Genomic DNA, 13,345 nt, shown 5'->3' on the forward strand with positions numbered 1-13,345 from the left:
CTGCGGTGAAGCGGTATCTACGGATAGCACGCAAAGGTCGCAAGAGGAAAAATGCGAAAACCCGGTGGCAAAACCAAAATAGTTTTGCGAACACCAGATATGGTATCACGGGCGCTTCAAAACACTATGTGGTAGCCCGCATCCGAGGAAGCAGCCGAAACGCCAGCAGAAGCACCACCGCGCCCAGATACAGAAGCGGCTCCGTCGGCCATGCCTTCACCACCAGCATGAAATGCACCGCACCGGCGATCGCGGCCACATAGGTCAACCTGTGAAGCACCCGCCATTTGCTCCCCAGTCTCCGGATCGACGCGTTGTTGGATGTGATCGCCAGGGGGATCATCATGGCGAATCCAAGCATGCCGATGGTAATGTAAGGTCGCCGCAGGATGTCCGCCCAGATCTCGCCCCATCGCAGCTGGATATCCAACAGCAGCCAGACCGCCAGATGCAGCACCACGTAAAAGAATGCGACAAGCCCCACGGCACGGCGATAACGGATCAGGTTCACGCCGGTGACTCGCCGCAACGGTGTGATCGCCAGGCCGCCCACCAGAAACTGCAATGCGGTCAGCCCCAGCGAGTGCTCGACCTCCTTGACCGGATCGACCCCCAGATCCCCCATCCCACCCCGGACCACCAACCACGCCAGCGGCAGCAGTCCCAGCGGATATACCACCCAGCCCGGAATCGGCTTCAGCGCCTGATTGACCCGTTGCACCTCAGAAGTCCTTGGTCAGGTCCTGCCCCGCATACATCTGCGCGACCTGATCGCCATAGCCGTTGAAGATCACCGTGTCCTGCCGACTGGAAAAGAAGCCTCCACCGATCCGGCGCTCGCTGGCCTGCGACCAGCGCGGATGGTTCACCTGCGGGTTCACGTTGGAATAGAATCCGTATTCCCGCGTGTTCGACTGCTTCCACGTGTTCAACGGCTGATCGGCGGTCAGGGTGATTTTCACGATGCTCTTGATCGATTTGAACCCGTATTTCCACGGCACGACCAGCCGGATCGGCGCGCCGTTCTGCTTGGGCATGTCCCGACCATACAGCCCCGTCGCCATCAGGGTCAGCGGGTGCATGGCCTCGTCCAGCCGCAGCCCCTCGCGATACGGCCAGTCCAGAATCCGCGAGCGTTGACCCGGCATCTCCTCGGGGCGCAAGAGCGTCTCGAACGCGACATAGCGGGCCGAGGGCTGCATCCCCACCTTTTCCAGCAAGTGCGACAGCTGGAACCCGTTCCACGGAATCACCATCGACCACGCCTCGACGCAGCGGAAGCGATAGATCCGCTCCTCTATCGGGCCCATCGCCATCACGTCGGCAAGGTCATAACTGCCGGGCCGGTCCACCAGCCCGCCAATCTCGATCGCCCAAGGGTCGGTCGTCATCTGCCCCGCATATCGCGCAGGATCGCCCTTATCGAGACCGAACTCATAGAAATTGTTGTAGGTGGTGATTTCCTCGAAGGTATTCGGCGCTTCGTCGGTCGAATACCCCCGCGCCAGTGCAGGGGTCGCGATCAGCCCTGCCATACCGCCCAGCACGGCGCGGCGATTCAGCCAGACATGTTCGGGCGTGACATCGGACCATTTCAGATCGTTGCGGCTGGACATGGCGGCCTCCTTCTTCCGCATCAAGATAGGATGCCCGATGACAATCAGCGCATCACGAAGGCGTTTTCAAAAGAAAAAGGCCGGGATCGCTCCCGGCCTTTCGTCAATGCACGACGGCGTCCTGCGGTTTCTCGCGCCGCGACGGTTGCACGCGGTCGCCCACGATCAAACCGTCCGCCCCCGCCGTCAGGTGAACCGTTGTCCCATCCAGCACATCCCCGGCCAGAATCATCTCGGCCAGCGGGTCCTGAATGTGGCGCTGGATCACCCGTTTCAGCGGGCGCGCCCCGAAGACCGGATCGTAGCCTTCCTCGGCCAGCCAATCGCGGGCCGACTGGTCCAGATCCAACGCGATCTTGCGTCCGGCCAGCCGCTTCTCCAACCGGCGAAGCTGGATATCGACGATCCCCGACATGTCGCCCCGGCCCAGACGGTCGAAGATGATCGTCTCGTCCAGACGGTTCAGGAACTCGGGGCGGAAATGTCCGCGCACCGCCTCCATCACCGCTGCCCGCGCCGCCGCAGGGTCCGCCCCGTCCGGCAACACGCTCAAGCCATGCGCGCCAAGGTTCGAGGTCAGCACGATCAACGTCTGCTTGAAGTCCACCCGGCGGCCCTGCCCGTCGGTCAGAACGCCATCGTCCAGCACCTGCAACAGCACGTTGAACACGTCGGGATGGGCTTTCTCCACCTCGTCGAACAGCACCACCTGATAGGGGCGCCGGCGCACGGCCTCGGTCAACACCCCGCCCTCGTCATAGCCGACATAGCCGGGGGGCGCGCCGATCAGACGGGCAACGGCGTGTTTCTCCATGAACTCGGACATGTCGATGCGGACCATCGCACTGTCATCGTCGAACAGGTATTCGGCGACAGCCTTGGTCAGCTCGGTCTTGCCCACGCCGGTCGGCCCCAGAAACAGGAACGATCCCAGCGGACGGTTCTCGTCGTTCAGCCCCGCCCGCGCGCGGCGCACGGCATTGGCCACCGCCGTCACGGCAGGACGCTGCCCGATCACCCGGCGATGAAGCTCGTCCTCCATCTTCAGCAGCTTCTCACGCTCCCCCTCCAGCATCTTGGAGGTCGGGATACCCGTCCAGCGTTCCACCACCTCGGCGATCTGCTCGGGGCGCACCGCTTCGGACACCAGAAGGTCGCCCTGCGTCTCCGCCTCGGCCAGTTGCTTCTCCAGCCCCGGAATGGTGCCGTATTGCAACTCGCCCGCCTTGGCGAAGTTGCCCTCGCGCTTGGCGACGTCCAGCTCGGCCCGCGCGCGGTCCAGATGCTCCTTCAGGCCCCGGCTTGCTTCCAGACGGTCGCGCTCGGCCTGCCATTTCGCGGTCATGGCGTCGGCACGTTCCTGAAGATCGGCCAGTTCCTTTTCCAGCTTCTCCAGCCGGTCGACGGATGCGGCATCGTCCTCTTTCCGCAGCGCCTCCTGCTCGATCTGCATCTGAAGGATCTGGCGGTCCAGCGCGTCCAACTCCTCGGGCTTCGAATCCACCTCCATCCGCAGTCGCGAGGCGGCTTCGTCCATCAGGTCGATCGCCTTATCCGGCAGGAAACGGTCGGTGATGTAGCGGTGCGACAGCGTGGCCGCCGCCACCAGCGCGGCATCGGCGATCCGCACCCCGTGGTGAAGCTCATACTTCTCCTTGATCCCACGCAGGATGCTGATCGTATCCTCGACCGTCGGCTCCTCCACCATCACGGGCTGGAACCGCCGCGCAAGGGCCGCGTCCTTCTCGACATATTTGCGATATTCGTCCAGCGTGGTCGCGCCGATGCAGTGCAATTCGCCCCGGGCAAGCGCAGGCTTGATCAGGTTCGCCGCATCCATCGCGCCTTCGGATTTCCCCGCGCCGACCAGCGTGTGCATCTCGTCGATGAACAGGATCACCTCGCCCGCCGCGGTCTCGATCTCCTTCAGGATCGACTTCAGCCGCTCCTCGAACTCGCCACGATATTTCGCACCGGCGATCAGCGCGCCCATGTCCAGCGCCAGAAGACGCTTGTTCCGCAAGCTTTCGGGAACGTCGCCATTCACGATGCGCAGCGCCAGCCCTTCGGCAATCGCCGTTTTACCGACGCCCGGTTCGCCAATCAAAACAGGGTTGTTCTTGGTCCGGCGCGACAGCACTTGCATCGCGCGGCGAATTTCCTCGTCACGCCCGATGATGGGATCGATCTTGCCCTCCTCGGCCGCCTCGGTCAGATCGCGCGCATATTTCTTCAGCGCGTCATAGCCTTCCTCGGCCGAGGCGCTGTCCGCCGTCCGCCCCTTGCGGATGTCGTTCACCGCACCGTTCATCGATTGCGCCGAAACGCCGCCCGCCGTCAGCGCATCCTTGGCTTTCGACGGCGTCATCGCCAGCGCCATCAGCACCCGCTCCACCGGAACGAAGCTGTCGCCAGCCTTCTTTGCGATCTTCTCGGCCTCGTCCAGCACGCGCACTAGTGCCGGGTCCGTGAACGGCTGCGCATCGCCCGACACCTTCGGCAGTTTGCCAACCGCCAGATCGACAGCCTCCACCACCCGAGCGGCATCCCCACCCGAGCGCGCGATCAGATTGCTGGCCAACCCCTGATCGTCATCCATCAATGCTTTCAGCAGATGTTCGGGCGCAAGCCGCTGATGGCTTTCCCGCATCGCGATGGTCTGCGCCGCCTGCAAGAAGCCGCGCGACCGTTCCGTGAACTTTTCGAGGTTCATCGGCACTCTCCTTTTCCAAAGCCCCCGGCCATCGACCGCGCCCGATTTCGGCACGCGGATCTTCCGGGTCTCGCAGATCAGATGGCGCCACCCCAGACGGCTTTCAAGAGGTGGGCCTTGTGGATAATTCACCGGGTGGTGATCCGGACGCCCCTGTAAAACATGGAACAATCGCACCATGTGTGGGTTATGTTTCCGTTACATGAAAGGGAACGCCATGCGCATTCTTTCTGCCGAAATCGAACATGCCCGTTATGCCCGCGACTTCGGGCAAGTCGAAGCGATGGTGGTGCTGCTGATTAAGGAGCCGCATCGCCCCGTGCCATACGAAGTGCGCATCCGCACCGCCGAGCCGAGCCTTGGAGAGAACCTGCGCCAGCGTCTGGTCGACAGCGCCAGAACGCTCTACCTCGCGCGGATCGAGGGCCAGTCGCAGGCCGACCGCGCCCAGATGAACCGCGCGGCCTAGCGTTTCTTGGGCAGGACCAGCCTCTCGGGTCGCATCTCCTCGGCGGCCCGGAACAGGCTGAAGGTCTGCCCGACATAGTTCACCACACCCGAGATCTTCTCCAGATACAGCGCCAGTTCCGGTGTGCGCTCCACCTCCGTCACCTGAACGGGGCGGTCCGGGGCATCTCCCTCGAACTGGACATAGAACAGCGGCTCGCCCCGACGCAGCACGATGTCCTTGGTCGTGTCATGCCATTCGAACGCCCACATCAACGGGCGCGGCCAGATGTCGATGGGGAAACGCCCGCCGAAGATCGTTCCCGGCAGCGGATCGGCCCGGTAATGCGCGAATGTTCCGATCTGCGTCAGCCAGACCGGCTCGTCCGCAATGAAACAATAGGGCAGCGAAAGCTGAACAGTGGGGCGGTCCGGGAACCGCCATTCATGTTCGCTCACCAATGTCAGGATCTCGTTCAGCTTGTTCGACCGCACGGGGCTGGCAGCGCCCAGACGGTTGACCAGATGCGCCTTGCCCTTGTCGTCGCGCCCGAATCCCAGATGCAGATCGAACGGGCATTTCACGACGAAATACCGGCTCTCCATCTGCACGACCGCCGGGCAGCGGGCGGCGGATTTCGCATGACCCTTGTTCGGCGGGCGCTGCACCAGTCGTTCGGGCGCATCGAACATGACCGCGCCCTTGTCGCTGGTCAGGAACCAGCCGACCGTCAGCGGGCCGGAACCCTTCCCCTCGGCGCGTTCATGGGTGATGTTGATCTGCATGCGTAACCCCCGGTTGCGCGGCAGGTTCGACCGGGGCGCAGGGCGTGTCAACCTTGACAGACCGGCGCCGCCGCCGCATCACGCGCGAAATCCCAGCGAAAGGTTCCGCCATGTCCGACGATCGCCTCATCGTGGCCCTCGACGTTCCGAACGTCGTCCAGGGGCTGGAACTCGCCGACAGGATCGGCGACGCGGCCTCCTTCTACAAGGTCGGCCTGGGGATGCTGACGGGCGGCGGTTTTGCCCTGGCCAACGAGTTGAAGCACGAACGCGGCAAGCGTGTGTTCCTTGATATGAAGCTGTTCGACATCGGCGCGACGGTGGAGGCTGCGGTGCGCGGCATCGCGCAGCACGGTCTGGATTTCCTGACCGTCCATGGCGATCCGCAGGTCGTGCGCGCGGCGGCGAATGGCGCAGCAGGGTCCCAGACGAAGATCCTTGCCGTGACGATCCTGACTTCGCTGGACCGCGCCGATCTGGACGCGAACCTGATCCGCCCCGGCGATCTGGCCGAGATCACGCTGGAACGCGCCGCCCGCGCCCTTGCTGCCGGGGCCGATGGCGTCATCGCCAGCCCGCAAGAGGCGGCGATGATCCGCGCCCTGCCCGAAGCGGCGGGGAAGCTGATCGTCACCCCCGGCGTGCGCCCCGCCGGTGCGGCGCTGGGCGATCAGAAGCGGGTGGCAAAGCCTGCGACCGCCATCGCGGATGGGGCCGATCATATCGTGGTGGGTCGCCCGATCTGGCAGGCCGCCGATCCGCGCGCGGCAGCACAGGCGGTGATTGCAGAGTTGAAATAGCAAAAGGGCGGCCCTCGGGCCGCCCTTTCCGTCAATCAAGAACCGTTTACTGTGCCGGTGCCGGGGTCGTCGGCGCAGGGGCCGGCGTGGCTTCCGGGGTTGCCGCATCCGGCGTCGTCATCGTCGCATCCGGAACCGTCGGCGTCACTGCGGTGTCACCCGTCGCCGGAGCCGTGCTTTCGACTGCCGGAGGAGCCGCCGTATCCATGGTGGACTCGCCACCCGAGAATGCGAACCAGAGGATCGCCAGAAGCGCGATTACCGCACCGACGATCAGAAAGATCGAGCTGCCCGAACGCTCGGGCTGGACGGTGTTGTTGTAGTGGACCCGCGGGGGGGTCTGTTCGTCGCGATAGTCAGCCATGTCGTAATCTCCATTTCAGACTGTCTGGCTAACAAACGAACGATCCCCGGCCCGGTTCCCCGAAGCCCAATGAAACAAGGGCGAAAAGCCGCCGATAGCCGCACAACCCCTTGGAGTCCCGCGTCTTTGAGGCGCTGAAAAAATCAGCCGATCCTGCCGCGCACACCGCCCGTCTGGGCGCGATCCAGCAAGATGTGATCCAGAATCACGCAGGCCATCATCGCTTCAGCCACCGGAACGGCGCGGATGCCGACGCAAGGGTCGTGGCGCCCCTTGGTGATCAGCTCGACTTCCTCGCCCGCCATGTTGATCGTGCGGCGCGGCGTCAGGATCGACGAGGTCGGCTTCACCGCGAACCGCACCACCACATCCTGCCCGGTCGAAATCCCGCCAAGGATGCCGCCCGCATGGTTCGACAGGTATTCCGGCCCGTTCGCTCCCATGCGGATCTCGTCGGCATTCTCGGACCCGGTCAAGGACGCGGCGGCCATGCCCTCGCCGATCTCGACCGCCTTCACGGCGTTGATCGACATCATCGCGGCGGCCAGATCGGTATCCAGCTTGCCATAGACCGGCGCGCCGATCCCCGCCGGAACGCCCGACGCAGTCACCTCGATCACCGCCCCGACGGAATCGTGCGCCTTGCGCAGATCGTCCAGATAGTCCGCCCATGTCGCCGCCATCACGGGATCGGGGCACCAGAACGGGTTGCGTTCCGCCTCGGCCATGTCGATCCGTGCGCGGTCGATGGCATGCGGCCCCATCTGCACCATCGTTCCCGTGATCCGCAGCCCGGGTGCCAGCACCGCCAGCGCCGCGCGCGCAACGCCGCCCGCCGCGACCCGCGCGGCAGTTTCCCGCGCCGAAGACCGCCCGCCCCCGCGGTAATCCCGCAGCCCGTATTTCAGGTGATAGGCGATATCGGCATGACCGGGCCGGAAGCTGGTCGCGATGTCGCCGTAATCCTTGGACCGCTGATCGGTATTCTCGATCATCAGCTGGATCGGGGTGCCGGTCGATTTGCCTTCGAACACGCCGGACAGGATCTTCACCTCGTCCGCCTCGCGCCGCTGGGTCGTGAATTTGCTGGTGCCGGGCTTGCGCCGGTCCAGCCAGACCTGAATCGCCGCCGCATCGACATCGACGCCGGGCGGGCAGCCGTCCACCGTCGCCCCAAGCGCCGGACCGTGGCTTTCGCCCCATGTCGTCACGCGGAAAAGATGGCCGAAAGTGTTGAAGCTCATGCCCGGACCCCCTGCTTTGCCCGACCCATAGCCGGGAAGCCCCCTTGCCCGCAAGGCTGCCGCGCCCTAGCCTTTGGGAACCTCGGGGTGCCTTCTGGGCTGAGATGCGATCCGCGAACCCGTCGAACCTGATCCGGCTTGCACCGGCGGAGGGAAGGTTGGCACGGCAAGCCATCCCCTTTCGAGACTGAAAGGATGACGATGCGCCACCTGCTCCTTGCCCTGCTGCCTTGCGCTGCGAACGCGGAAACGCTGACCGTGATGACCTATGACAGCTTCGTGTCCGAATGGGGCCCCGGCCCCGCCATCGAAGCGGCGTTCGAGGCCGAATGCGGCTGCGACCTGCGTTTCATCGCCCCCGGCGACGGTGCCGCGCTTCTGGCCCGCCTGAAGCTGGAGGGCACGCGGACCGAGGCCGATGTGGTCCTTGGCCTCGACACCAACCTGATGGCCGAGGCGAAGGCGACGGGCCTGTTCGCGCCCCACGGCCAGACCCCTGCGCTGGACCTGCCGGTGGATTGGACCGACGACACCTTCCTGCCCTTCGACTGGGGCTGGTTCGCCTTCGTCCACCGCACGGACCTTGCCCCGCCCACCGATTTCGAGGAACTGGCGGCGTCCGACCTGCGCGTGGTGATTCAGGACCCGCGATCATCGACCCCCGGCCTCGGGCTGGTGATGTGGGTCAAGGCGGCCTACGGCGACCGCGCACCCGAGATCTGGGGCGGGCTGGCGGACAATATCCTGACCGTCACCCCCGGCTGGTCCGAAGCCTACGGCCTGTTCACCGAAGGCGAGGCGGATATGGTACTGAGCTATTCCACCTCCCCCGCCTATCACCTGCTGGCCGAAGGCGATGATACCAAGGCCGCCGCCATCTTCACCGAAGGCCATTACCTTCAGGTCGAGGTCGCGGCGAAACTGGCGAACGCCTCGCCGCTGGCGGATCGGTTCATGGATTTCATGCTCACCCCCGCCTTCCAGCAGGCGATTCCCGAAACGAACTGGATGTATCCGGCCGCCGGCCCCGACCCGTTCGGCGACCTGCCGAAACCCGGCAAGACCCTGACCCTCACCCCCGACGAGGCCGCCTCCCTGCGCGCCGAGGCGATCGCCGAATGGCAAGCCGCATTGTCGCGCTGATTATCGCGGGGCTGGTCTTCGGGCCGCTCGCGCTGGTCGCCCTGCGGGCCGAGGGGTGGGGAGTCGACTGGCCCGCCCTGCGGTTCACCGTCACGCAGGCGGCACTGTCGGCGCTTTTGTCCGCAGCGCTGGCCATTCCGGTGGCACGGGCGCTGGCGCGGCGGCGTTTTCGCGGGCGCGGGGCGCTGATCGCGCTGCTGGGTGCGCCCTTCCTGCTGCCGGTGATCGTGGCGGTGCTGGGGCTGCTGGCGATCTTCGGACGCGCGGGGCTGCTTAACCGGACGCTCGGGACCGAGCTGTCGATCTATGGCCTCCATGGCGTCGTGCTGGCGCATGTGTTCTTCAACATGCCGCTGGCGGTCCGGCTGATCCTGCAAGGCTGGCAGGGCATCCCGGCGGAACGCTTCCGGCTGGCGCAATCGCTGGGATTCTCCGCCCGCGACATCTCCCGCCACCTCGAACGCCCGATGCTGCGCGAGGTTCTGCCCGGCGCGCTGACCGTCATCTTCGTGATCTGCCTTGCCAGCTTCGCCGTCGCGCTGACCCTCGGCGGCGGCCCCGCGGCGACGACGGTGGAGCTCGCCATCTATCAGGCATTGCGGTTCGAGTTCGATCTGGGCCGCGCCGCCAGCCTGTCCGCGTTGCAATTCGCGATCTGCGCGGCGGCGGTGCTGCTGGCGTCGCGGGTGGCGCTGCCCTCGGGTCTTGGCGCGGGGCTGGACCGCCAAGTCGCATTCGGCCCTGCCGGCTGGCGGCGCATCGCGGATGCAGCGGTGATGCTGGCGGCGTCCCTGTTCGTGACGCTGCCGCTGCTGATGGTGGCGCAGCGCGGTTTGCCTGGGTTGGCGTCGCTGCCAATGGCGGTGTGGTCGGCGGCGGGGCGGTCGCTGGCGGTGGCGCTGGCCTCCACCGCGCTGACGGTCGCGGCGGCACTGGCCCTTGCGCTGGCCCGCCGCCGATGGGCCGAACTGGCGGCGACGCTGCCGCTTGCCGCATCCTCGCTGGTCCTCGGGACCGGGCTTTTCCTTGCCATTCACCCCTTTGCCGCGCCTGAACGTCTGGCCCTGCCGGTCACGATGCTTGTGAACGCGACGCTGGCGCTGCCCTTCGCCTATCGCATCCTCGCGCCGGCCACCGCGCGCATCGAGGCGGATTACGGCAGGCTGGCGGATTCGCTGGCGATGCGCGGCGCGGCGCGGCTGCGCTGGCTGGTGCTGCCCCGTCTTGCCCAGCCCTTGGGATTCGCGGCGGGCGTCTCGGCGGCGCTGTCGATGGGCGATCTGGGCGTGATCGCGCTGTTCGCCGGACAGGGCGGCGCGACGCTGCCGCTGATGGTGCAACAGCTGATGGGCGCCTATCGGATGGAACAGGCCGGGGCGGCGGCGCTTTTGCTGGTGGTGCTGTCCTTCGGGCTTTTCTGGACCTTCGACGCTTGGGGGCGACGTGCTGCAACTTGACCTGACCGTGATCTGGGACGACTTCCGCCTGACAGCCGACTGGACCGCCAGCGCGGGAGAGCGGATCGCGATCATCGGCCCATCGGGCGCCGGTAAATCCACCCTGCTGATGGCGATCGCCGGCTTCGTGCCGGTCCAAGGCCATGTGCGCTGGAACGGGACCGAGCTGCCCGCCGATCCCGGCAAGCGTGCCGTGACCACGCTGTTTCAGGACCAGAACCTGTTCCCGCATCTGACCGTGGCACAAAATCTCGCGCTTGGCCTCTCGCCGGACCTTCGCCGCAGCGATGGCGTGGACGAGGCGCTGGAGCGTGTCGGTCTTTCCGGCCTTGGCACACGGAAACCGGCACAGCTTTCGGGCGGACAGCAGGGGCGGGCGGCGCTGGCGCGAGCCTTGCTGCGCGCGCGGCCCATCCTGCTGCTGGACGAACCCTTCGCCGCGCTTGGCCCGGCGCTGAAACAGGAAATGCTGGATCTGGTCGATCAGGTCGCGGGCGATGCGCTGGTCCTGATGGTCACGCATGACCCCGCCGATGCACGGCGCATCGCGGGGCGCACGGTGATGCTGGCGGACGGCGTCGCCCATCCGCCCATGCCGACGGCGGCGCTGCTGGACAGCCCGCCGCCCGCCTTGCGCGCTTACCTCGGGGCGTGAGGTTTCTTGACCCGCGCCCAGATGCGCTTGTTGGTCAGGTAAAGCAGGACCGACAGCACCGACAGGAAGATCACCGCCGTCAGGCCCGCATGTTTGCGTGCCATCAGCTTCGGCTCCGCCGCCCACATCAGGAAGGCCGAGACGTCCATCGACATCTGGTCCACCGTCGCCTCCGTCCCGTCCTGATACGTGACCTGCCCGTCCGAAAGCGGTGGGGTCATCGCGATCAGACCGCCGGGGAAGGCGTGGTTCTCATAGAAGACCGAACCCGCCTGCTCCACTTCCTCGCCGGTATATCCGGTCAGGATGGCGTGGATGTATTCCGGCCCGCCGATCCCGTTCAGCAACTGGCTGATGCCGGTGCCATAGGGGCCGTGGAACGCGGCGCGCGCCTTGGCCATCAGGCTCAGGTCCGGGGCGTTCGGAAGGCTGGAATGCGGGAAGTGGTCGGTGGCCGCGCCGGGACGATCCTCGCCCGTTTCCGCATCCGTCACGGTGAACTGCGCGGCATAGGCGCGGACCTGATCCTCGGGCAGCGCGGGGCCGCCCTCGTCCGCCAGTGTGCGGATCGGCACGAATTTCATGCCGTGGCAGGCCGAACACACCTCGGTATAGACCTGAAGCCCGCGCTGAAGCTGGTGTTCGTCGAACTTGCCGAACGGGCCTTCGAAGGAAAAGGCCACGTCCTCGATATGGGCCGCCTCGCCAGCGGCGTGGGCAGCAAGGGGCAGGACCGCGACGAGGGCGGCAAGAATGGTGCGTTTCATCATCTTCCCGCTCCCTTATTCCGCAGCCACGGTCTTGGTGCCGCCGGTCTTGTCGTCGTGATGCGCTGCGAAGTCTTCCTCGATCGTGGCCGGGATCGGCAGCGGTTTCTCGATCACGCCCAGAAGCGGCAGGATGATGAGGAAATACGCGAACCAATAGGCGGCCGCGATCAGCGAGATCGTGGCATAGGGTTCTTCTGCCGGCATCGCGCCGCACCACATCAGCACGACGAAATCCAAGGCCAGCAGCGCGAACCACCATTTGAACATCGGACGATAGCGGCCCGAGCGCACCGAGGACGTGTCCAGCCACGGCACCAGCGCCATGACCGCAATCGCGCCGAACATCGCCAGCACGCCGAAGAACTTGGCGTCCACGATGCCGAAGGTCACGAACTGCACGATCTGCACGATCCAGACATCCGCCGTGAAGGCGCGCAGGATGGCGTAGAAGGGCAGGAAATACCATTCCGGAACGATATGCGCGGGCGTCGCCAGCGGGTTCGCCTCGATATAGTTGTCGGGGTGGCCAAGGTAGTTCGGCATGAAGCCGACGATGGCGAAGAACACCACGAGGATCACGGCCAGCGCCAGCAGGTCCTTCAGCACGAAATAGGGCCAGAAGGGCACGGTGTCCTTGGCGGCTTCCTCTTTCGACGTGCGGCGCACCTCGACCCCGGTGGGGTTGTTGTTGCCGGTGCTGTGGAAGGCCCAGATATGCACCGCGACCAGCCCTGCGATCACGAAGGGCAGCAGGTAATGCAGCGAGAAGAAGCGGTTCAGCGTCGCGTTTTCCACCGCAGGCCCGCCCAGCAGCCATTCCTGCAAGGACGGCCCGATGCCCGGGATCGCCCCGAACAGGCCGGTGATCACCGTCGCACCCCAGAAGGACATCTGGCCCCAGGGCAGCACATAGCCCATGAACGCCGTCGCCATCATCGCAAGGTAGATCAGCATCCCGATGATCCACGTCACCTCGCGCGGGGCTTTATACGAGCCGTAATAGAGGCCGCGGAAAATGTGCATATAGACCGCAACGAAGAACAGCGACGCGCCGTTCGCATGCAGATAGCGGATCATGAACCCGCCATTCACATCGCGCATGATGTGTTCGACCGACGCGAAGGCCAGCGTGGTATGCGGCGTGTAATGCATGACCAGCACGATGCCGGTGATGATTTGCAGCGCCAGACAGAATGTCAGGATGATGCCCCAGATCCACATCCAGTTCAGGTTCTTGGGCGTGGGGATCATGATCGTGTCATACAGCAGCCCGACGATCGGCAGGCGCTTGTGCAGCCACTTTTCCGGTGCGGATTTGGGCTCGTAATGATCGTGCGGAATTCCGGCCAT

General features: G+C 65.4%; 13 protein-coding genes and 1 riboswitch. Of the genes, 5 read left to right on the forward strand and 8 right to left on the reverse strand.

The features are described 5' to 3' along the window. Positions 1–124 precede the first annotated feature (124 nt). The 3 genes from msrQ to clpB all read right to left on the reverse strand — a co-directional run bounded on the left by msrQ (position 125) and on the right by clpB (position 4,329). Positions 125–721, reverse strand: a complete 597-nt coding sequence (gene msrQ, locus E2K76_RS04085) for a protein-methionine-sulfoxide reductase heme-binding subunit MsrQ (RefSeq protein ID WP_136683010.1) — start codon at positions 719–721, stop codon at positions 125–127. A 1-nt stretch (position 722) separates the two neighbouring features. Beyond that, on the reverse strand, positions 723–1,616 hold the full coding sequence (gene msrP, locus E2K76_RS04090; RefSeq protein ID WP_136683011.1) for a protein-methionine-sulfoxide reductase catalytic subunit MsrP: 894 nt from the start codon (positions 1,614–1,616) through the stop codon (positions 723–725). A 103-nt stretch (positions 1,617–1,719) separates the two neighbouring features. Further along, complete coding sequence (gene clpB, locus E2K76_RS04095) at positions 1,720–4,329, reverse strand: ATP-dependent chaperone ClpB (protein ID WP_136683012.1); 2,610 nt, start codon at positions 4,327–4,329, stop codon at positions 1,720–1,722. Between the two features lie 217 nt (positions 4,330–4,546). Between clpB and E2K76_RS04100 the strand changes: the two genes are divergently transcribed. After that, positions 4,547–4,798 (forward strand): hypothetical protein, encoded by a 252-nt coding sequence (locus E2K76_RS04100; protein WP_136683013.1) that lies wholly within the window; start codon positions 4,547–4,549, stop codon positions 4,796–4,798. Here E2K76_RS04100 and E2K76_RS04105 read toward each other — a convergent pair. Beyond that, a complete protein-coding gene (locus tag E2K76_RS04105; protein ID WP_136683014.1) occupies positions 4,795–5,562 on the reverse strand; it encodes a hypothetical protein in 768 nt (255 codons plus the stop codon). The two genes, E2K76_RS04100 and E2K76_RS04105, sit on opposite strands and share 4 nt — an antisense overlap. Positions 5,563–5,672: 110 nt before the next feature. Between E2K76_RS04105 and pyrF the strand changes: the two genes are divergently transcribed. Beyond that, entirely contained in the window at positions 5,673–6,362 is a 690-nt protein-coding gene (gene pyrF, locus E2K76_RS04110; RefSeq protein ID WP_136683015.1) for an orotidine-5'-phosphate decarboxylase, read from the forward strand. Between the two features lie 46 nt (positions 6,363–6,408). Here pyrF and E2K76_RS04115 read toward each other — a convergent pair whose 3' ends face one another. Together E2K76_RS04115 and aroC are read right to left on the reverse strand one after the other, a co-directional pair. Further along, the gene (locus tag E2K76_RS04115) at positions 6,409–6,726 is read right to left on the reverse strand and encodes a hypothetical protein (protein ID WP_136683016.1); all 318 of its coding nucleotides are present in this window, start codon (positions 6,724–6,726) and stop codon (positions 6,409–6,411) included. A 143-nt stretch (positions 6,727–6,869) separates the two neighbouring features. Next, positions 6,870–7,970, reverse strand: coding sequence for a chorismate synthase (aroC, locus tag E2K76_RS04120; protein ID WP_136683017.1), 1,101 nt, complete (start codon positions 7,968–7,970; stop codon positions 6,870–6,872). Positions 7,971–8,043: 73 nt separating this feature from the next. Further along, positions 8,044–8,142: riboswitch (TPP riboswitch) on the forward strand. Positions 8,143–8,171: 29 nt separating this feature from the next. On the opposite strand from aroC, the gene thiB reads away from it, so the two are divergent. The 3 genes from thiB to E2K76_RS04135 are packed head-to-tail and all read left to right on the forward strand — an operon-like array spanning position 8,172 to position 11,225. After that, on the forward strand, positions 8,172–9,113 hold the full coding sequence (gene thiB, locus E2K76_RS04125; protein ID WP_136683018.1) for a thiamine ABC transporter substrate binding subunit: 942 nt from the start codon (positions 8,172–8,174) through the stop codon (positions 9,111–9,113). Continuing rightward, positions 9,089–10,570: a thiamine/thiamine pyrophosphate ABC transporter permease ThiP gene (locus tag E2K76_RS04130; RefSeq protein WP_136683019.1), complete on the forward strand. Its 1,482-nt coding sequence runs from the start codon at positions 9,089–9,091 to the stop codon at positions 10,568–10,570. The genes thiB and E2K76_RS04130 overlap by 25 nt, the downstream gene beginning before the upstream one ends. Then, complete coding sequence (locus E2K76_RS04135) at positions 10,557–11,225, forward strand: thiamine ABC transporter ATP-binding protein (RefSeq protein ID WP_136683020.1); 669 nt, start codon at positions 10,557–10,559, stop codon at positions 11,223–11,225. The genes E2K76_RS04130 and E2K76_RS04135 overlap by 14 nt, the downstream gene beginning before the upstream one ends. Here the strand turns inward: E2K76_RS04135 and E2K76_RS04140 are convergent. Further along, on the reverse strand, positions 11,210–11,995 hold the full coding sequence (locus E2K76_RS04140) for a cytochrome c1 (RefSeq protein ID WP_136683021.1): 786 nt from the start codon (positions 11,993–11,995) through the stop codon (positions 11,210–11,212). The two genes, E2K76_RS04135 and E2K76_RS04140, sit on opposite strands and share 16 nt — an antisense overlap. 12 nt (positions 11,996–12,007) lie before the next feature. Continuing rightward, complete coding sequence (petB, locus tag E2K76_RS04145) at positions 12,008–13,345, reverse strand: cytochrome b (protein WP_136683022.1); 1,338 nt, start codon at positions 13,343–13,345, stop codon at positions 12,008–12,010.

The organism is Falsirhodobacter xinxiangensis, from assembly GCF_004959935.1.
GTDB classification, from domain to species: Bacteria; Pseudomonadota; Alphaproteobacteria; order Rhodobacterales; family Rhodobacteraceae; genus Falsirhodobacter; species Falsirhodobacter xinxiangensis.

Coding starts and splice junctions, on each gene's coding strand:
- E2K76_RS04140 (WP_136683021.1), bottom strand. CDS start 11,995: ATGATGAAACGCACCATTCTTGCCGCCCTCGTCGCGGTCCTGCCCCTT.
- E2K76_RS04130 (WP_136683019.1), top strand. CDS start 9,089: ATGGCAAGCCGCATTGTCGCGCTGATTATCGCGGGGCTGGTCTTCGGG.
- pyrF (WP_136683015.1), top strand. CDS start 5,673: ATGTCCGACGATCGCCTCATCGTGGCCCTCGACGTTCCGAACGTCGTC.
- msrP (WP_136683011.1), bottom strand. CDS start 1,616: ATGTCCAGCCGCAACGATCTGAAATGGTCCGATGTCACGCCCGAACAT.
- E2K76_RS04100 (WP_136683013.1), top strand. CDS start 4,547: ATGCGCATTCTTTCTGCCGAAATCGAACATGCCCGTTATGCCCGCGAC.
- petB (WP_136683022.1), bottom strand. CDS start 13,345: ATGGCCGGAATTCCGCACGATCATTACGAGCCCAAATCCGCACCGGAA.
- E2K76_RS04115 (WP_136683016.1), bottom strand. CDS start 6,726: ATGGCTGACTATCGCGACGAACAGACCCCCCCGCGGGTCCACTACAAC.
- aroC (WP_136683017.1), bottom strand. CDS start 7,970: ATGAGCTTCAACACTTTCGGCCATCTTTTCCGCGTGACGACATGGGGC.
- E2K76_RS04105 (WP_136683014.1), bottom strand. CDS start 5,562: ATGCAGATCAACATCACCCATGAACGCGCCGAGGGGAAGGGTTCCGGC.
- clpB (WP_136683012.1), bottom strand. CDS start 4,329: ATGAACCTCGAAAAGTTCACGGAACGGTCGCGCGGCTTCTTGCAGGCG.
- thiB (WP_136683018.1), top strand. CDS start 8,172: ATGCGCCACCTGCTCCTTGCCCTGCTGCCTTGCGCTGCGAACGCGGAA.